Annotated in this window: 17 protein-coding genes and 1 pseudogene; 5 read left to right on the top strand and 13 right to left on the bottom strand. The window is 46.0% G+C overall.

The window, feature by feature from the left end; all coding sequences use genetic code 11:
• Window positions 1-66 precede the first annotated feature (66 nt).
• On the bottom strand, window positions 67-810 hold the full coding sequence (locus tag MKY99_RS03050) for an IclR family transcriptional regulator (RefSeq protein ID WP_042184662.1): 744 nt from the start codon (window positions 808-810) through the stop codon (window positions 67-69).
• 271 nt (window positions 811-1,081) lie between these two features.
• On the opposite strand from MKY99_RS03050, the gene MKY99_RS03045 reads away from it, so the two are divergent.
• Both MKY99_RS03045 and MKY99_RS03040 read left to right on the top strand, forming a co-directional pair.
• Window positions 1,082-2,122 (top strand): alpha/beta fold hydrolase, encoded by a 1,041-nt coding sequence (locus MKY99_RS03045; protein WP_339268595.1) that lies wholly within the window; start codon window positions 1,082-1,084, stop codon window positions 2,120-2,122.
• 185 nt (window positions 2,123-2,307) lie between these two features.
• Entirely contained in the window at window positions 2,308-3,486 is a 1,179-nt protein-coding gene (locus MKY99_RS03040; RefSeq protein ID WP_094877189.1) for a Fe-Mn family superoxide dismutase, read from the top strand.
• Between the two features lie 121 nt (window positions 3,487-3,607).
• On the opposite strand, the gene folE is transcribed toward MKY99_RS03040, so the two are convergent.
• From folE to MKY99_RS03015, 5 genes and pseudogenes are all read right to left on the bottom strand, one after another.
• Window positions 3,608-4,201, bottom strand: coding sequence for a GTP cyclohydrolase I FolE (folE, locus tag MKY99_RS03035; protein WP_042123940.1), 594 nt, complete (start codon window positions 4,199-4,201; stop codon window positions 3,608-3,610).
• A gap of 45 nt (window positions 4,202-4,246) precedes the next feature.
• Entirely contained in the window at window positions 4,247-4,498 is a 252-nt protein-coding gene (locus MKY99_RS03030) for a YneF family protein (RefSeq protein ID WP_042123938.1), read from the bottom strand.
• Between the two features lie 172 nt (window positions 4,499-4,670).
• Window positions 4,671-5,825 (bottom strand): annotated as a pseudogene (gene queG, locus MKY99_RS03025) (tRNA epoxyqueuosine(34) reductase QueG); the annotation flags it as partial.
• A 35-nt stretch (window positions 5,826-5,860) separates the two neighbouring features.
• On the bottom strand, window positions 5,861-6,469 hold the full coding sequence (gene lepB / locus MKY99_RS03020; protein WP_339268590.1) for a signal peptidase I: 609 nt from the start codon (window positions 6,467-6,469) through the stop codon (window positions 5,861-5,863).
• A 190-nt stretch (window positions 6,470-6,659) separates the two neighbouring features.
• Window positions 6,660-7,079: a GNAT family N-acetyltransferase gene (locus MKY99_RS03015; protein ID WP_036676822.1), complete on the bottom strand. Its 420-nt coding sequence runs from the start codon at window positions 7,077-7,079 to the stop codon at window positions 6,660-6,662.
• 479 nt (window positions 7,080-7,558) lie between these two features.
• Here MKY99_RS03015 and MKY99_RS03010 point away from each other — a divergent pair, with 479 nt between their 5' ends.
• Window positions 7,559-8,167, top strand: coding sequence for a superoxide dismutase (locus MKY99_RS03010; protein WP_042184652.1), 609 nt, complete (start codon window positions 7,559-7,561; stop codon window positions 8,165-8,167).
• 409 nt (window positions 8,168-8,576) lie between these two features.
• On the opposite strand, the gene mutY is transcribed toward MKY99_RS03010, so the two are convergent.
• Window positions 8,577-9,959, bottom strand: coding sequence for an A/G-specific adenine glycosylase (gene mutY, locus MKY99_RS03005; protein ID WP_339268587.1), 1,383 nt, complete (start codon window positions 9,957-9,959; stop codon window positions 8,577-8,579).
• Window positions 9,960-9,996: 37 nt separating this feature from the next.
• A complete protein-coding gene (gene acpS, locus MKY99_RS03000) occupies window positions 9,997-10,395 on the bottom strand; it encodes a holo-ACP synthase (RefSeq protein ID WP_076300164.1) in 399 nt (132 codons plus the stop codon).
• 207 nt (window positions 10,396-10,602) lie between these two features.
• On the opposite strand from acpS, the gene MKY99_RS02995 reads away from it, so the two are divergent.
• A complete protein-coding gene (locus tag MKY99_RS02995; RefSeq protein WP_339268585.1) occupies window positions 10,603-11,424 on the top strand; it encodes an alpha/beta fold hydrolase in 822 nt (273 codons plus the stop codon).
• Between the two features lie 86 nt (window positions 11,425-11,510).
• Here MKY99_RS02995 and nadE read toward each other — a convergent pair whose 3' ends face one another.
• The 3 genes from nadE to MKY99_RS02980 form a co-directional block, all read right to left on the bottom strand.
• Entirely contained in the window at window positions 11,511-12,320 is an 810-nt protein-coding gene (gene nadE / locus MKY99_RS02990; RefSeq protein WP_339268583.1) for an ammonia-dependent NAD(+) synthetase, read from the bottom strand.
• 168 nt (window positions 12,321-12,488) lie between these two features.
• Window positions 12,489-12,923 carry a BrxA/BrxB family bacilliredoxin gene (locus tag MKY99_RS02985; protein WP_042184644.1) on the bottom strand — a complete coding sequence of 145 codons (435 nt, stop codon included), beginning with the start codon at window positions 12,921-12,923 and terminating at the stop codon, window positions 12,489-12,491.
• 116 nt (window positions 12,924-13,039) lie between these two features.
• Window positions 13,040-14,761 (bottom strand): ATP-binding protein, encoded by a 1,722-nt coding sequence (locus MKY99_RS02980; protein ID WP_339268581.1) that lies wholly within the window; start codon window positions 14,759-14,761, stop codon window positions 13,040-13,042.
• Window positions 14,762-14,939: 178 nt separating this feature from the next.
• Here MKY99_RS02980 and MKY99_RS02975 point away from each other — a divergent pair, with 178 nt between their 5' ends.
• Window positions 14,940-16,208, top strand: coding sequence for an NAD(P)/FAD-dependent oxidoreductase (locus tag MKY99_RS02975; protein WP_339268579.1), 1,269 nt, complete (start codon window positions 14,940-14,942; stop codon window positions 16,206-16,208).
• A gap of 69 nt (window positions 16,209-16,277) precedes the next feature.
• On the opposite strand, the gene MKY99_RS02970 is transcribed toward MKY99_RS02975, so the two are convergent.
• Both MKY99_RS02970 and MKY99_RS02965 read right to left on the bottom strand, forming a co-directional pair.
• Window positions 16,278-17,540: an ABC transporter permease gene (locus MKY99_RS02970; RefSeq protein ID WP_339268577.1), complete on the bottom strand. Its 1,263-nt coding sequence runs from the start codon at window positions 17,538-17,540 to the stop codon at window positions 16,278-16,280.
• Window positions 17,537-18,277 (bottom strand): ABC transporter ATP-binding protein, encoded by a 741-nt coding sequence (locus MKY99_RS02965; RefSeq protein ID WP_042184638.1) that lies wholly within the window; start codon window positions 18,275-18,277, stop codon window positions 17,537-17,539. Before MKY99_RS02965 ends, MKY99_RS02970 begins: the two co-directional genes overlap by 4 nt.
• Window positions 18,278-18,350 lie beyond the last annotated feature (73 nt).

Below are 18,350 nucleotides of genomic sequence, written 5' to 3'. Positions count from 1 at the left end.
TTATATTTGGATATTAAACGGCCAGCCTCCGATCATCCGGAGACTGGCCGTTTTTCTCATGTTGGGCTATGGAATCATCATGCCCATTTCACTTGCTGCTTCCTTCAAGATGGCGGCATACTCTACTAACGTATCCCTAGACAGGCGGCTGACCGGCCCTGACAGCGATAACGCCGCAATCACATTTCCACTACGGCCTGTGACTGGTACCGCCACAGCGGCCGCGCCAGACTCACGTTCTTCGAAACTCGTGGCATACCCCAGCCGGATGATCTCATTAAGCTGATCTTTGTATACACTCTTCTCAACGTAATCCGGCCACTCCGAACTCTCCAGCAGCTCTCTCAACACCTCAGGTGGTGCATACGCTGCTAACACCTTACTCGACGCCCCTACGGATAATGGCAGCCTCGCACCGATCTGTGCGACTCTACGAATCGCTTGCTGGCTCTGTACCGCCTGAATACGTACGCGTTCAATACCATCCCGTAAGTAAAGGCTGACCGTCTCTCCGAGTCGATCTCTCAGCCGTTCCATAGATGGCAGCAATACCGCTGCCGACTCGTCAAAAGCAGGCAGATGCGTCGACAACTCCCAGATTCGTATACCCAACCTATATTTTTCTGTCGCCGGATTGCGAATAAGAAAGCCCTTTTCCTCTAGTGTTGCCAGCAATCTGTGGACTGTACTCTTATGTAAGTCAATCTTTGATGCGATCTCCGTTAACCCTAAATCTCTGTCCTGCGTAAAACAAAGTAATATATCAAGCGCACGTTCTACCGCGCGTACCGTTAGCTTTCGGTCCTCCACAGTAATCCCCCTTCGTGTTTCATCAAATGAAACGCGGTTACATTATAACTAACTCTATCTTAGTGCAAAACTCTACGGAAAGTCCAGTATATTCACTGAGCCGAAAAAGACTGGTCCGCACTTTACAGTTACATTACAAAACGGTCCAATTCATTGACTTTGTAAGTGCTTCAACTTACGATAAACATATTAAATATACTAATGCTTTAGTATCATTTTCGACAAATTATCCTAGGCACTAGTACTCACATCATACTTAGGAGGGGACCTTATGGATCTGACAACCAGCCGAGCCGGCACGTCAGTCTCCCGTCGTCCTAAACTACCTAAACAGGGCAGTTCATCACGACTATCGCTGCGGATGATCCGTGTTAAGCATATTATCGTTGCATTGCTATTATCTATATTTTTCTTTTTAGCATTTTGTTTTGTCTCGCTCCATGGCTACATCGCTTGGGTACTATCCAATCCAACCGTCGCGCCACTGTACTCCAATCCTATGATGGCCAAAGGCCTCGCCTACGAGGATGTAACCTTCCCAGCTAAGGATGGCAGTCGCATGATGAACGGCTGGTATATTCCAGCCAAGGATGCCACTAAGACTATCGTGTTCAGCCATGGCTATGGTGCCAACCGCGAAGAGTCTTGGGTACCTATGTACGATCTCGCTCACTATGCACACAGTCTGAATTTCAATGTCGTAATGTTTGATTACGGATTTGCTGCCCAAGGTAATAAGGATATTGCAACCGGCGGCAAAAAAGAATCCCAGCAGCTTCTAGGCGCCATTGATTTCGCAAAGGAACGCGGGGCTAAAGAGCTCGTTGTTTGGGGCTTCTCCATGGGTGCTGGCACAGCACTGCAGGCAGGATTAGTATCTGAGGACATCGACGCGATGATTCTGGACAGCACCTTTTTGTTAGAACCAGACACGCTGTATCATAATATCAAGCAGAATATCGATCTGCCGCGCCAGCCTTCCCTGGCGATCATGGAAATGCTGTTCCCGGTACTGAACGGTACGGGACTAGATCAGATTCCATATGCAAAGGTTAAATCCAAAGATTATCCTTTCCCTATCCTATTCATGCATGGAACCAAAGACGATAAAGCCCCTTATCCTATTGCCGAAGAACTAGCAGCAAATCAGAACAATCCGTTCTCTGATTCCTGGATCATCGAGGGTAGTCATCATGAGCTGTTGTTCCGCGAGCATCCCCGTGAGTATTTGCGGCGGGTCTCCGCTTTTTTAGGGAATGTCCATCTGGCCAAAAATATTAATGGCGATCAGCCGGCGATGGCAAGTAATTAACTAAGCGCTAATAACCATACGAACAGCCTCTTCCAGGGACAGAAAGAAATGTATCCTAGGAAGAGGCTGTTTTCATCCCCTGGAAAGAAAGAAGCCAAAGAGCTCTAAGTTTATGTTCTTCATAACCTTCCAAGACCGTTCATATAATGGACTGATAAAGACATATCACGGGAGGTTTTCTTGGCATGCTATATGTATACGGGCCGATGCTGCCAGTACGTATCCTGGAAGAAATCGTATTTTGGAAAACACAAGAGAAAGAGCATACCGAAGTCATCAAAGCGATCGTCCCTAAATTAGAGGACCCTTATGTGAAACTCCTCGATGAATGGGCCGTTGTTTTTGGTGCAACTGAGCAGGCGGCACAGCAGCTATTGAATGCTGCCCTTTCCGCTTCTCCTCCGCCACAGGCAGAACTCACTGCGGAAACGGAGAAACTGCTACATATCTCCTGCAATCAATCCCAAGAGTTCGTCCGGCAGCTCTTTGCCATCATGGAGAGTAGCGCAGCGGTCAAAGCCGTCCCCCTTGCAACTACTGTGATTCTGCATATTATTCGCGAATCAGAATACTTCTTAGCCGTACTGCAGACACTCAGCTCGCCCGGAAAGCTATCACAAGTCATGCGCGATTACACAGAGGATTATGTCGTAAACATCGATACAGACGATACCATGCGGAATGATGGATTTTCTACTTTTACTGACACTGTTCCTGATATCCGCGATAAAAACGACGCGGTACCCATTGGCGGCCATACGCTACCTCCCTTGCCTTACGCCTATAATGCACTAGAACCTTATATTGACGAAAAGACGATGAGAATTCATCACGATAAGCACCATCAAAGTTATGTAGATGGATTAAACAAGGCTGAAGTTAAATTAGCAGATTCCCGTAAGAACGGTGACTTCGATCTCGTTAAACATTGGGAGAGAGAATTAGCCTTTAATGGTGCAGGCCACTATCTTCACACGATCTTTTGGAACGTGATGTCTCCGCAAGGTGGGGGCCGCCCAACAGGTGCTTTACTAGAAGCTATAGAACAAAGCTTTGGAAGCTATGACAGCTTCAAGAAACAGTTCACCGAAGCTGCGAATAAAGTAGAAGGTGGCGGATGGGCCATTCTCGTCTGGAGCCCACGTAGCCATAGACTAGAAATTCTCACTGCGGAAAAACATCAAAATTTATCGCAATGGGACGTTGTTCCGCTCTTGGCCTTGGATGTATGGGAACATGCCTACTATCTGAAACATCAGAATAATCGTGCGGATTATATTAACGATTGGTGGAAGGTCGTCAACTGGCCATATGTGTCAGAGCGTTATGCCGCTGCCAGTAAACTGGCATGGAAGCCTTACTGATCTCTTACCACTTCGTAGAAGACATCACTTCTATTCGCTTATATTGACCCAAAAGGACCCATCGTTCACAAAAAGTGAATGATGGGTCCTTCTAATTTCGAGGCATAGACACCTCTATATACTATTCTTTAATCAAGCTCAGAAACTCCGCACGAGCGGCGGCATCCTCTCGGAAGACCCCTCTAGTAGACATGGTTACCGTCTTACTTCCTGGCTTCTTCACTCCACGTGCGCACATACAAAGATGTTCACCTTCCACAACGACCATAACGCCGTGAGGGCTTAGTACCTCCGTCATAATATCCGCAATTTGCGTCGTAATGCGCTCTTGAACCTGCAAACGCCGACTCACTGCTTCAACTAGGCGAGCTAATTTGCTGAGCCCGGCAATCCGTCCGCTCGGAATGTATCCAATATGCACTTTACCGAAGAATGGAGCCATGTGATGCTCACATTGGCTGTAATAGACGATATCCTTCACGATCACTAGCTCTTCATGAGACTCATCAAAAGTAACACCGAGCGCCTCGCGGGGATCTATCGAATAACCGCCGAATATCTCCTCGTACATCCGCGTAACACGTGCTGGTGTTTCAAGCAGTCCCTCGCGGCCGGTATCTTCACCGATTAATTCTAATATTTTCTCAACGTGATACTCGATTTGCTCACGGTTCTCTGATACTTTACCGTTCACGTATTCATTGATGTTCCCCATGATGTCTCCCCCTTCCGCACCCGTATAATTTCTATCCGGACCCGGTTACTTACTTCTACGTTTATTCCCTTTAGCAGCTCCTGGTCGGGCGCCTGTCTGGTTCTGATTCTTCATCATCTGTTGGGCACGTTGCATTTGTTTCCCATTCAGGTTATAACCCATTTGTTTCGCAACCTTTTGCAGCATTTCAGGATCATTCTGCATAGTTGTCATTTGTCTGCGCAGATAATACACACCGATAAAAAATCCACCGATGAGACCTACGACCAATGTAATAATAGGTAATGCGATATTCATCTAAAGCCCACCTCTACACTCTATTGTCTGCATCGCCATATGGCACGCGAATCTATCATAGCATTTCGAGAACTGGACAGCAATTGGGAATATGCAACCTGTCTATGATCTTTTTCCTTCATTAAACATCGCTGTCCTCTCGTGCCTGCTTCGCAGTAAGGAGCACATCCTGTGCCCGGCTCAGCATTTCTTTTACCGTGTCATGCTCTTCGCGCTCTAAAGCCGATTCAACAGCAGCTAGAGCCTCCTCACCACCGATGCGTCCCAGCGCCCAAGCAGCAGTGCCTCGCATCTCAGGCCGCGACTCTTTCAGAACAATTTCTGTTAGCTTTGGCACCGCTTCTACTTCCTTGAAATTACCGAGAGCGATGATCGCATTTCGTTGCATCGGCTTTTTGCCTCTCCAGGCAGCAGAGCTATTTCCGAATCTCTCTTTGAATTCACGGTTGCTAAGATCCAGGATTGGCATTAACAATGGCTTCACGATCTCAGGATCAGGCAGCATCTGAGGGCGATGATTCCAGTTCTTCCCACGATTCTTGGGACATACAATCTGGCAGGTGTCACAGCCGTATAGACGGTTGCCAATCTTGGTCATGTATTCATCACTCAGAAATCCTTTGGTCTGCGTCAGAAAAGAAATACAAGCCTGCGCGTTAAGTTGACCCGGACCCACCAGCGCGCCGGTTGGGCAGGCATCAATACACTTGGTACATTCCCCACAGCCTTCTTCAACAGGCTCATCCGGAGCAAACGGAATGTTCGTAACCATCTCCCCTAGATAAATCCAGGATCCCCATTTGGGCGAGATGATGGAACAGTTTTTGCCGCTGAAGCCTATTCCTGCTCTTTCCGCAACCGCTCTATCTACCAGCACACCGGTATCGACCATACTTTCCAGTACAGCCTCCGGCACACGCTCATGAATAAAGTCCTCTAGCTTACTCAAGGCCTCCCTCAGCACATGATGATAATCCCTGCCCCATGATGCTCTGGCGAGAATACCTCTTCGTGCACCTGGCTCAGACTTCGGAGGATTCTCCATTTTGGAAGGATAGGCCACAGCAATTGAAATAATAGATAAGGGCTTGTCCCCAGAGCTCAGAGCGGGGATTGTCCTTTTATCCAGATCCGGTTCCTCGAAACCAGATTCATATCCTTTGTCTCGGTGGTCTTGCAAAATATTTTTCAGATATAAAAAAGGCTCTGCTGTAGTAAACCCGATATCATCAATACCGAGTGACGTCGCAGCCTCCTGAATCTCCGCTTTAAGCTGTGCCCACTTGGAAGGCGGGGGAGCATACGGTGACTGAAATGTATTGTTCATTTCCGCCTTCTCCTTTCATGTTATCGATATAATTCTTATAACCCTTTCAGTTTAGACAGCGGCCACCAGATATAATCCGCCCTGCCTACAATCATGTCCTGTGGGATGGAGCCGAAATAACGGCTATCTTTGCTTGCTGAAGCATGACGGTTATCTCCCATGACAAAATAGTTTCCGCTCTCCACAGTTAACGCAGCGAAATCCGGGTCTTCAATCTCAGTATCGATATAGGGCTCATTCACTATTTTTCCATTCACATATAACTGGTGATCCTTCACTTCTATGATATCTCCAGGTATACCAATGACTCGTTTCACTAAAAAGTCCTTCCGGCTAGGCCCCGTGCTAGGATCATGAAGAATGACGACATCCCCGTGTTTTGGGTTTACAAACATCAATGAAAGCTTATTAATAAAGAGCCTCTCACCTTCCACAAGCGTTGGCTGCATAGACTGACCTTTAACCGTTGATATATTGAACACAAAAATATTAAGAACCGACATTACCGCAAAGACAACTACCGCTGTAAGCAACCAATCCTTCAATTCCGCGGCCAAACGACCACCAAAGCCTTTCTTTGATCTGGAGGATCTATGTCTTTGCTTCCGATTACGTATGAACTCTACTTGGGACTCCTGACTCAATATGTCACCTCTTATTCTCAATTATTGATGTCTATACTTGCAGATATTATAACAATAAAAAAGCATATCTCCCAGCCATTAGTAATGGACTTCTGGAAAATACGCTTGAGTATGAATGAAACAGACTATATCATCAACTATAGTTCTATATTTAGTAAATGTTTCCGCTTACGCAGCTGAGTGATCAAAATTACCCAACAATGCTCAGCTTCCGGACAGATTTAAAAATTTGATTCTCGCTATATCCCATAGCTTCATACAATGGCAATGCAAAAGAATTATGCTCATCGACGGCTACGTAGATACCACTAACCTTACGAGCTTGAAACCTGGATTCCATAGCCGATACCAGACTTCTACCGACTCCTCTGCGGCGATAATCAGGATGTACAGCAATCCGGAAATAACAACCGTGGTTTTTCTCAATCGTACCAATCAGTGCTCCAACAATTTCTTCTTCATCTTCCGCAACTACAATGAGATCTGAATCCCATGAAAGCTGCCTGGAGAAAGGCTCGATAGTGTTCTCGAAACATTCTTCCGATAATGCGGTTTGCAGCAAATCAGTCACAGGGCTAACGTCGCTTAATTGAAAGGAACGAACGTGCATTCTTTAAAATCTCCCTTGTCTATGGCTTATGAATTTAACAAAAAGAAGGGGTTCCCTTAACATTGAGAAAATAAAAAAAAGCATCAAATACCGAGGAATACCTGCTTTTAAATCTATTAAAGCACACTTTTCTCGTGATATCATCATTTTTCTTTTGAAAGCGCTTAATATCAAGCGTTTACATTTTGGCTGAGATTCATTGTTTCATTATAAGGGTAATTATAAAGAGTTATGTCTATGGGGTGACGGCTCTTTATTTTAACATTTTAAATACAATTGATGATCCTGTTTACACTCCCATCATACTTTATAAACATTTATGTTTGTTTAGTGTTGCATTATTGATCCAGATACTGTTTAATTAAAGTATCCTATTGGGAGATACCCTATAGTACATATCAACAATAAAGAATTTTGACGATAAACCGCCGAAGTTCTTTATCTATACAAATTCTAATATACTCAGGAGGGATTTTTCCATGGCATTTCAATTACCAGCACTTCCTTATGCAAACAACGCACTCGAACCACACATCGACGCTTTGACGATGGAAATTCACCATGATAGACACCATAACACATATGTGACTAATCTGAACGCAGCTTTGGAAAAGGCACCTGAATTGCAAAGCAAAAGCATCGAAGAACTTCTTACAGATCTGAACGCTGTACCTGAAGCTATCCGCACTGCTGTTCGTAACAATGGTGGCGGACACGCTAACCACACCTTGTTCTGGGAAGTTATCGGACCAAACGGCGGCGGCGCACCAACTGGCGCACTTGCAGCAGCTATTGACAGCGAACTGGGCGGATTCGAAAAATTCAAAGAAGATTTCGCAGCAGCAGCAACTACTCGTTTCGGCAGTGGCTGGGCTTGGCTAGTTGTTAAAGATGGCAAACTGGCAGTAACAAGCACACCTAACCAAGACAACCCAATCAGCGAAGGCGCTACTCCAATCCTCGGACTTGATGTATGGGAGCACGCTTACTACCTGAACTACCAAAACAAACGCCCTGATTACATCAAAGCGTTCTGGAACGTAGTAAACTGGGAAGAAGTTGGCAAACGTTACGAAAGCGCGAAATAAGGAATTAAATTCGGCTTGAGCTTATAGCTTAATAGCCAATTTAAAAAGGTATCCTCTGGCCTAATAGGCTGCGGGATACCTTTTTTTATGTTGCTCTACTGGGCAGAATCCCCAAATAGCCTTCGTCTTACTATAATTAGGGAAAAACTCCCTGAAATTCAGCGATATTCTCCATAAACACTAGTAATAAGGGAAAACCTCCCTAAAAACCAGCGGTTCTGGAGCATAAATAAGATATTCACCGAATTTTTAGGGAGGTTTTCCCTAAAATGATTAAAAATAGGCGGAAAGGGCATGATTTCAGGGAATAATTCCCTAAAAACAATTTTGATCACTCTTGAGGTCATAAAACAACAGAAGCAATTAGATGTAAGCATAGTACATTCCATACTTCTACATCAAACATTCTCTACTTCCCCGACTTCGCCAGCTCTTCCTGCTCATCGAAATAAAGATTCAGCAGCTTCAAGAAGACATTAGGGAACGCATAATTAGCCATGTCCTCACGACTGATCCAGCGCACGGCTCCGCCATCCTCTGGACTAGCATTACCATCCTCAAATTTCTCGATGGACACGCTGCTGTCCATCTCTGGGAACAGGCCTGCATCCGCGGTGTAGGCTGCCCGTCCTTCTGCCGCTATTGGCAGCGGAAGGGCGTCCTCCTCCCTGCAGCGATACACCTGCAGGGTCCACACAATATGGCTGAAGATATGCTCAGCAGCCATCCAGTGCTCCTCAGGCCGGGCGGAGATCCCGGCCTGCCGCAGTGACCGGCGCAGCCGGTCCAGCGCCGCGGCCTCCGGCAGCCGCGCGCTCTTAGCGCCGCCTTCCGCTGGCGGCGCCTGCCAGTGCGGCAGCTCCCACATGCGGGCTAACAGCCCGCTTTGTGGCCGCTGCCGGATGAGCACTTGGCCCGCATGGGCACCGCGGCCCTCGATTAAGGCCGCCAGCCGCTCCTCTGGGCGCGGCGGCTTGGCCTTAGTCTTGACGGGCAGCGAAGTCTCGCAGCCCGCCAGGCGCGCAGCGCAATGCTCCATCACCGGGCAGGTTAAGCAGCTCGGTGATTTCGGGGTGCATACGAGCGCCCCGAGCTCCATAAGCGCCTGATTAAATGAGGCAGCTTCCCCCTCCGGGATCAGCTCAGCCGCCAGGCGCTCCATTTTCACGCGGGTGGGTCCCTTAGCGATATCATCCTCGATGAGGAAGTATCGGGACAACACCCGCATTACATTACCATCTACCGCTGGCTCTGGCCGATTAAACGCGATGCTGAGAATAGCCCCTGCTGTGTAAGGACCCACTCCCTTTAAGCTGAACACCGCATCACGGTCATTCGGCACCTGTCCACCATAAAGCTCCTTTACCTGCTTGGCTGCATGCTGTATATTACGTGCGCGGGAATAATATCCTAAGCCTTCCCAACACTTAAGCACGTCTTCTTCAGGGGCGTCAGCGAGTGACTCCACCGTCGGAAAGCGTTCAATAAAACGATTAAAATAAGGGATTACCGTATCTACCCTTGTCTGTTGCAGCATAATTTCAGAAATCCAAATATAATAAGGATTGCGATGCCTGCGCCATGGCAAATCTCGTTTCTGCCCTTGATACCACTCCAGCAAATGATAACTGAAATATTGCTTGGCCTCTCGCAGCTCCTGATCTTGTTTATCTTGTCCTTCTTTAAAATCCAGCTGTTTTGGTCGTTCATCTTGATTTTGCAGATCTTGTCCTTTTTTTAACTCTCGTCCTTCTTCTCGTTCCTGCAAATCCTGTCGTTCTTGTTGTTTCATTGTAACTCTCCTTGCCCTTCTATAATCACGGTTCAATTCATGAACCTAGCTCCTCCACCACCGCAAAAGCTGAAGCCAAATCACGGCCATGTGTTATCGTAAGATGAATGGTATACTTCTGTCCTTCAGGTAGATCTAGTCTGCTCCAGGCTTCGCATGATAAGGTTACTTCCGGCTTACCTTTACGGTCAGGTAATATCTCAATATCCTGAAAACCAACCACATTACCAATGCCACAACCTAAAGCCTTCACAACGGCTTCCTTGGCAGCAAAACGCCCGGCTACGAACTCAGCCAACCTTCCACCTCGTTGCTCAGCAAGCTGGTACTCTTGCTCCGTTAGGATGCGCTGGTTGAATTTCTTACCCTGTCCCCTGCGCATTACCTCTGAGATTCGCTCAATTTCTAACACATCATGTCCGATTCCGTAAATCAAAATTTCACGCTCCTTATGGACGTGTATCCTATACTACTTCAATAATGGTATGATCATTATACAGGTCATTCATTTCAATTTTAAATTATAGTCCTATAAGATTCTTTCTGCTATCTTAAAAGAAAATGCTTTGGAAGTCTATCTAGGCGCCTTCGTGATGGACTTGCTGATTTACTTCATTTATATATAGAGAGAGGGGATTACCCTATGCAGCATCGTAATTTCGAAATACCCGCTGGTGAAGACGCTGTTCTCCGCTGCTCACACTTTCCTGCCCAAGAAGCACCTAAGAGCCTTATCGTTATTGCACACGGCTACAAGGGCTTCAAAGATTGGGGGATGTTTCCTTACATAGCCACTACTCTCAGCCAAGATCATGAAGTGATCACCTTCAACTTCTCTCATGCTGGAATCGGAGAGGATCTGCTGCATTTTACCGAGCTTGAAAAATTCGCCCGCAACACCTTTCGTCGCGAGCTGAAGGACATGGAAATACTGTTGTCCTACCTTAGCCAGCACCCGAAATTCGGCAGCTTGCCCTTATTCCTTCTAGGACATAGTCTTGGAGGGGGCATTTGTCTAGTCTACACACTTGATCATCCGAGTGAAGTTAGCGGGGTCATCTCCTGGAACGGGGTTACGAAGCTCGATTTGTTGACGGAAGAACAAAAGCAGGAGATGAAGCAAACAGGACGAACCCATGTCCTTAATGCACGCACAGGCCAACAAATGCCGCTGGATGCTGTTATTTTAGAAGATATGGAGAACCAACAAGAACGTTATAATATCCTTGAACGCATGAAGACAGCGTCCTTCCCAGTTGTTCTTATTCAAGGCAGTCTGGATGGAGCGCACCTCCGGCAAGGATCTGAGCAGCTCACTAAACTCCGGCCCGATATTAACTGGGTTCATATTCCTGAGGGTAATCATACCTTCGGTACTGTGCATCCTTTTGCCGGCACTACCCCACAATTGGAGCTTGCGATTGCTTCGACCACTAATTTTATCGATCAAACGCTGGCTAACTAAGATTCTTGTAGCTTATCCATCTCACAAAAAACCGCCACGAGAGCTGCTACAACGCAGACCCGTGGCGGTTTCTACTTCTACCTATTCTAAATTCCAGGAATGACATTGCGCTTATGCGCCGTTCTCCGGTAGTAATTCTCGAGTTTCTCCGCTACCTCAGGGTCAACCTGTTTGCCTTCCAAATAATCGCTATTATCGTCATAAGTAATGCCCAGCTCTGTTTCATCCGTCTGCCCCGGCCATAAGCCTGCCGTAGGTGCTTTAGTAACAATATCCGCAGGCACACCAATATGAGCCGCTAATTGACGAACCTGACGTTTATTAAGTGTGGATAGAGGTGTAATATCTACAGCGCCATCCCCCCACTTGGTGTAGAAACCCGTAATGGCTTCTGAAGCATGATCCGTTCCTACTACAATCAGATTGTTCTCAAAAGAGAGCGCATATTGCATAACCATACGTGTTCTCGCTTTAACATTCCCCTTGCCTTGATGGGTCATATGACGATGTTGGCCCAAGGACTTCAGGCTATGCTCAACTTCAAGCGCAATCTCATTTACAGCTTCCTCAATGTTTGTCTCCACGGTATGGGTCAGATTAAAAGCTTTTGCGACATCATAGCTGTGCTGGATATCCTCTTGAACACCATATGGCTGGTATACGCCAAGCGTAATATACTCTGTGCCTTCTTGAGCCGACAGCTCGTCCGTAGCCCGCTTACACAGACCCGCAGCTACCGCGCTGTCCACCCCGCCGCTAATGGCGATCAATAATCCTTTGGCACCTGCCTTCAGCACGTACGACTTTAAGAAATCAACCCGTTTGCGTACCTCTGCTTCTACATCAATCGTTGGCTTCACACCAAGATCTGCAATAATTTCTTCCTGTAAACTCACAAACCACACCCCGTTCCATCAGAAATGGTTCCATATCCATCAAAATATCCATACCAAGTGAAGCTCTATGCTTCTAAGTATATTCTATCCCATTATCGCTCTTATATTTTGAAAAATCCCGCAACAGCCGAATTACCGACTAATGCGAGATTATATGGAATAACTTTTTTACTTGCAAAAACGATCAAAAACTTCTTTCAACTCAGCAGCAATTTCAGCAGCCGAACGATTCTCAACACTATGGCGCTCAATAAAATGAACGAGCTCTCCATCCTTCATCAATGCGATGGAAGGGGAAGATGGCGGATAAGGAGCAAAATATTCACGCGCTTTAGCAGTAGCTTCTTTCTCTTGACCTGCAAACACTGTGAACAAGTGATCAGGAGCGATCTCATTTTGCAAAGCCTGAGCTACACCAGGACGGCATTGTCCAGCGGCACAACCACAGACCGAATTCACGACTACAAGCGCCGTACCTTTTGCGGTAGGAAGAGTGGCTTCCACCTCTTCTGGAGTCATAAGCTCCTGAAACCCAATGCTTGTAAGGTCATCACGCATAGGCTGAATCGAATCTCTCATATATTGATTAAAAGACATGGACATTTCTCTGCACTCTCCTTCACTGATTACTGTTTTGTCAGATAACATTACAGCAGTACTTACTAACTTTATTATACATTCATACTCTGTGAAAGCAAGAGATGCTACAGTAACCTGATTCAATCCGCAAGCATGGCTTCGCTATATTCTTCCTTTACTAAAGGGAATGAGATGGTAAATACTGTACCCTCTCCTTCTACAGAATCTACAGTTATTTTACCGTTATGCCGTTCCACAATACTGAGACACAAGGATAACCCTAGACCCGTCCCCTCCCTTTTTGTTGTGAAGAAAGGGGAAAACAACTTCTCTCGTTGACTGTCCGACATACCTATTCCTCTATCCCTTACAATCAGCTCCACTTGTTCCTGAGTACTATGTGTTTCCAGTGTCAGAATCCCCTTGGATCCCATAGCCTCCATGCCGTTTCGGCCTAAATTAAGGATAAGCTGCTTGATTTCCCGAACGTTTAACTCCAATTCATGGATGGATGCGTTCAGCTTTAGCTCAACACTTTGACCACGAAGATTAGCATCCGCCCACAGCAGCGGACTGACTTCTTCTATAACTCGGTGTAATAACACTTTCTCCTTATCGGATATCCGGCTCTGCGCCAGCGATAGGAAATCATTAATAATGCTATTCGCCCGATCCAGCTCCTCCAATACGATCTGATAATAAGAATCCAAGTCATCCGAGCTCTTTTCTCTCATTAGCTGTAAAAATCCGCGAACTACCGCCATAGGATTACGAATTTCATGGGTAATTCCGGCTGCCATCTGCCCTACTAAGCTCAAACGTTCCACATGATCCAGCTCTGAGCGGAGTTTCACTTCATCCGTAATATCCTGTGCAATGAGTACCACTCCACTCGTTAATCCTGAGTTCTTATGCATTAGTGGCGCTGAATAAATTTGATAGATCCGCGTTCCATGAATCATTCGCTCATGGGAACGCCGTTTATGCTGAATGTTATCCCGTACCCTCATATATGCATCAACATCCGCTGAACCATTAAAAAATTCCCTAACCGGCTTGCCAATAATATCTTCCCTTTTCAAATTGGGATAATGAATTCGTGCCATTCCCAACATACAATCATTGAGGTCGGTCACAACTCCGTGATCATCCAGGGACATAATACTCAGAGGTACTACATTTGTAATCTGCTGCAGCTTCTCAGACTCCCACTGGAAATTATCACTTATACTTTCCATATGTATTTTAGCCCGCCAACTACTCCAGACCATTTCAACAAAATAAACAAAAATACCGCCTAGTGCGATACTGAAAAATAGATACAAAGTAATCAAAAGTGACTCGCCAGAATGAGCCTCATATATATTTTTTCCACCTATAATAGGCACAAGTGCAATGAACAACATATTCGGACAAAGAACCATCCATAACATACCTATCTTCTCTACCACTGTGCCTTTCTTAAAAGGCTTAGCTAGCCCAAACAGCAACGGATATAATAATATTCCTGAATTTAATATCATATTACTTATTCCTGCTGGCTCTGCAATGAATATATTACAGACAAGCAAAAAGATGGACAGCAGAATGCCTGAACGTACAGTTCCATATAAAATACCGATATAAGCAGGAATCATTCCTAAATTCAAATAAGCAATACCGAATAAAGTCGTCGAAAGAAGAGAGCATAGCATAAGACTTAACGCACACGCCAAAACCAAAAAAGTTTGATTATCCGGGAAACTACCTTTTTTTCGAGCCACAAGCCCTCGGTCCACCCACCACTGAATCAGAAAAAGAAAGGAGCATGCTGCCGATATTTGCAATAATATATCCTTAATTGCGCCAATAATTACAATCACACCCCAAAATGGACAAATTCCCCTACATGACTAGATTAAAGCACAGGATTACTCTCCTGACAACGATTATAACCAAGTGAGCGGACAAGACTGGTTACATGACAGTCAGAATGGTATGATTCCGTTAGGAAAACACGAAGTAACACCCGTGTCTTAACATGTAAAGGAGTAAAATTTCATGAGCAACTTCGATGTGATCGTCATAGGTGGCGGCCCTTCGGGATTAATGGCAAGCGTGGCCGCAGCAGAACACGGGGCATCCGTACTACTGATCGACAAGGGAGCTAAGCTAGGACGAAAGCTCGGAATATCTGGTGGCGGACGCTGCAATGTAACGAACGTCAAGGAGAGAGATGAGTTAATCTCCCATATCCCGGGAAACGGGCGGTTTTTGTATAGCGCCTTCGACCATTTTAATAATCAAGATATCATTGCCTTTTTTGAAGGCTTAGGCATTGCATTAAAGGAAGAAGACAACGGACGGATGTTTCCCGTCTCCGATAAGGCCTCCAGCGTCGTCTCCGCCTTAATCAACAAAGTACGGGGTCTAGGTGTGCAGATTATGACGGATAGTCCTGTTTCACGTGTAATATATGGAGAAGGGGCTGTTAAAGGCGTTCAGCTAGGCTCGGGCAAAACGATTTCCAGTGCTGCCGTAATCATCGCCACCGGAGGAAAGTCCGTTCCTCAGACCGGCTCTACTGGAGATGGGTACCCATGGGCTGAAGACGCAGGCCACACCATTACTGAGCTATTTCCGACAGAGGTACCGATTATTTCACGGGAAGAGTGGATTAAATCCGGTGAGCTGCAAGGATTGTCGCTACGCGATGTGGCACTTACTGTATGGAATCCAAAAGGAAAGAAGGTCATTTCTCATCGCGGAGATATGATCTTCACCCATTTTGGATTATCGGGGCCAATTGCACTGCGCTGCAGCCAATTTCTGAGACAGGTCCAGCGTAAATCAGGGAATGACACGGTTGAGATGTCCATCGATCTCTTCCCTGATCTGAACTTGCAAGAAGTGGAATCATCGCTGCAGGACAAGCTGGACCAGGAGCCAAAGAAAGCGATCCGCAATTCACTAAAGGGGCTGCTGCCAGAACGTCTCATTCCCCTCTTGTTAGCTAAAGCTGACCTGGATGGAGATATTACGGGTCATCATGTATCCAAGATTGGATTGCATGCGCTAGCAGGTATCTTGAAAAGGATGCCCGTTAATGTTCATGGTACCCGATCCCTGTCCGAAGCCTTTGTTACGGGCGGCGGCGTAAATCTGAAAGAGATCGATCCCAAAAGAATGGAATCTAAGCTTATGCAAGGGTTATTCTTCTGTGGAGAGGTACTCGATATCCATGGCTACACTGGTGGCTACAATATTACAGCAGCGTTCTCTACTGGATATACAGCAGGCAAACATGCCGCTGACCTTCGCCTTAGTTAATGCGTTGCAACTAAAAACAGCGTGACTTGAGAGGCTTCTCAAGTCACGCTGTTTTTTTTTATCTATCTATCAATCTTTGCCCAATCGGAACGTACCAAATATTCTGCTGATAAAGAGTCCAACCATGTATCCAACCGGTACGAACAAGATGATCCCCCACCATCCATATAAAGAGAGACAGATTAGTGCGGAGGTAATCATTGTAAAGGGAAGTAATAAAATAGGGACCGCATGCATACCCGCTTCAGCCTTTTGTTCTTTCGTAAATGGAAGTATCCCAATGTAATCATCTCCAACAAACAAAGACCAGAACGAAAACAGCCAAAAAGTCATAAGCGATGTTAATACTACAAATCCTAGCCATTTAAATCCCGATGGAATGATAAGGATCGCTACCGCGGACACGGCAGTGAAAGCCAAGTAAAGTTTTAAATGGGCCGGATTCCGTATGAGTGCCTTAATTGCTGCCGCAGAGAAACGGCTCTCGGCAGTCTTTGATTTAAGCAAAGGCTGCGACTTCCGGAAAATCCATGGCTTATGGCGAGTCGGGCGAGGTTTATCCAGAACATGGCGGAGCAGTATGGCCGCTATCTTCATTCGCTGCTTGTAGTCCTCGCGCACATCGTTCATAAATGTCCCACGCATCAATAAGCGCCACCGGAAAGCAAATATTGCAACGACTGTGAATACAATTGCACTCAGCAATATGATGAGCGGGCGATCATTCCAAAGGCTAGCTACTCTGAAATAAATAGCGTTCGGGACGGAGATCGCCAAAAATAGCCATAACCAGCGACGCCAACCTTGCTTCTGTACTTTTACAAGATGTCCAAGTAACTTAACACACCAACTGCACGCCAAGGTCAGAGCGAATAGCGCCCATACCTCCGATGACGTCATCTCAAATCCCCGAATCAGAAAAGGCAGTAACAGTGCAAAAGCTACACAGAACTTCAGCGAGGTTACAATCAGGCTGTAGAGCAACCCGCGAAATAAGATCGTATTCATCCATCGTTGCCGTTGTCTAAGAAATAATAGATCGCCTTCCTGCAATAACAGCACCAAGCCCCCGTTGCAGATCAAGAGCACTAATAATGAAGGAATGAGCATAAACGGCAAATTCACACTCCAAGCCGGTAGCGCCTCATTCCAGAACCCATAATACAAACGCCCTCCCAATAATCCCCCGGGAATAAGAATATATAAAAGAACAGTCCAATCAGCCGCCGTACGGATAATAGCGGATTGCTCACGCCAATGAGAGAATAGCCGCCGTCTGAATAGTTGTTTAGCGTTAGAAAAAGCAAACGCCCGCTGTCCCTGCTTACTCATGTTAATTCGTCGAAGCAATCAAACAACGACGCCTCCGGCAGTCCAGCATAATCACGTATATCTTCGAGTGTTCCTGAGGCGGCAACCTTTCCCCCGGAGATCAATACGAAATCATCGCATATCTTCTCTGCTGTATCCAGTACATGCGTAGACATTAATACACCAGCTCCGCGCTTCCGCTCCGCTTCTAGCAGCCGCAGGAAATCTTTAGTGGCGCGAGGGTCTAAACCAATAAATGGCTCGTCCACAATATAAACATCCGGCTGTACCAAGAAGCCAAGCATTAGCATCATTTTTTGTTTCATGCCCTTAGAGAATCCAGCTGGAAGATCATTGCGCACATGACCCATACCAAACTGCTTCAACAGTCTTTCTGCAGTTTCTTCGAACTGTTCGTACTTCAGTCCGTAGGCAGCGGCCGCTAAATCCAAGTGCTCCCACAATGTCAAATCCTCATAAAACACAGGCTGCTCCGGTACATAAGCGTAAGATTTATTAACTCCACTAAAAGACACCTTAGCCTTGGTATTCTTCAACAAACCAAGCAGGGTCTTAATGGTTGTACTTTTCCCAGCACCATTAGGTCCGATCAGTCCGAGCAGTTGACCTCGCTTCACTTGAAAAGAAATATCGAATATGCAAGGATCTCCCGCTTCATAGCCAGCTTCATCGATCTCAACATCGAGCACAATGTCGTCATAGCTCTCGGTATCCACTGTAGTTTCTTCTTTTTCCATACTCTCCATCTCCTAGTACTTCTAATAAATACTATTATAAATTGCATTCCCTATTGCGTATATGAATGATATT

This window comes from Paenibacillus sp. FSL R5-0470, from assembly GCF_037975205.1.
Classification (GTDB): Bacteria; Bacillota; Bacilli; order Paenibacillales; family Paenibacillaceae; genus Paenibacillus_AQ.
This window is presented reverse-complemented; position numbering and strand designations above follow the sequence as displayed.

Excerpts from the sequence above, each read along its gene's own strand:
- MKY99_RS03045 (WP_339268595.1), top strand. The coding sequence starts at position 1,082 with ATGGATCTGACAACCAGCCGAGCCGGCACGTCAGTCTCCCGTCGTCCT.
- MKY99_RS03040 (WP_094877189.1), top strand. The coding sequence starts at position 2,308 with ATGCTATATGTATACGGGCCGATGCTGCCAGTACGTATCCTGGAAGAA.
- folE (WP_042123940.1), bottom strand. The coding sequence starts at position 4,201 with ATGGGGAACATCAATGAATACGTGAACGGTAAAGTATCAGAGAACCGT.
- MKY99_RS03030 (WP_042123938.1), bottom strand. The coding sequence starts at position 4,498 with ATGAATATCGCATTACCTATTATTACATTGGTCGTAGGTCTCATCGGT.
- MKY99_RS03015 (WP_036676822.1), bottom strand. The coding sequence starts at position 7,079 with ATGCACGTTCGTTCCTTTCAATTAAGCGACGTTAGCCCTGTGACTGAT.
- MKY99_RS03010 (WP_042184652.1), top strand. The coding sequence starts at position 7,559 with ATGGCATTTCAATTACCAGCACTTCCTTATGCAAACAACGCACTCGAA.
- mutY (WP_339268587.1), bottom strand. The coding sequence starts at position 9,959 with ATGAAACAACAAGAACGACAGGATTTGCAGGAACGAGAAGAAGGACGA.
- MKY99_RS02995 (WP_339268585.1), top strand. The coding sequence starts at position 10,603 with ATGCAGCATCGTAATTTCGAAATACCCGCTGGTGAAGACGCTGTTCTC.
- MKY99_RS02985 (WP_042184644.1), bottom strand. The coding sequence starts at position 12,923 with ATGTCCATGTCTTTTAATCAATATATGAGAGATTCGATTCAGCCTATG.
- MKY99_RS02975 (WP_339268579.1), top strand. The coding sequence starts at position 14,940 with ATGAGCAACTTCGATGTGATCGTCATAGGTGGCGGCCCTTCGGGATTA.
- MKY99_RS02970 (WP_339268577.1), bottom strand. The coding sequence starts at position 17,540 with ATGAGTAAGCAGGGACAGCGGGCGTTTGCTTTTTCTAACGCTAAACAA.
- MKY99_RS02965 (WP_042184638.1), bottom strand. The coding sequence starts at position 18,277 with ATGGAAAAAGAAGAAACTACAGTGGATACCGAGAGCTATGACGACATT.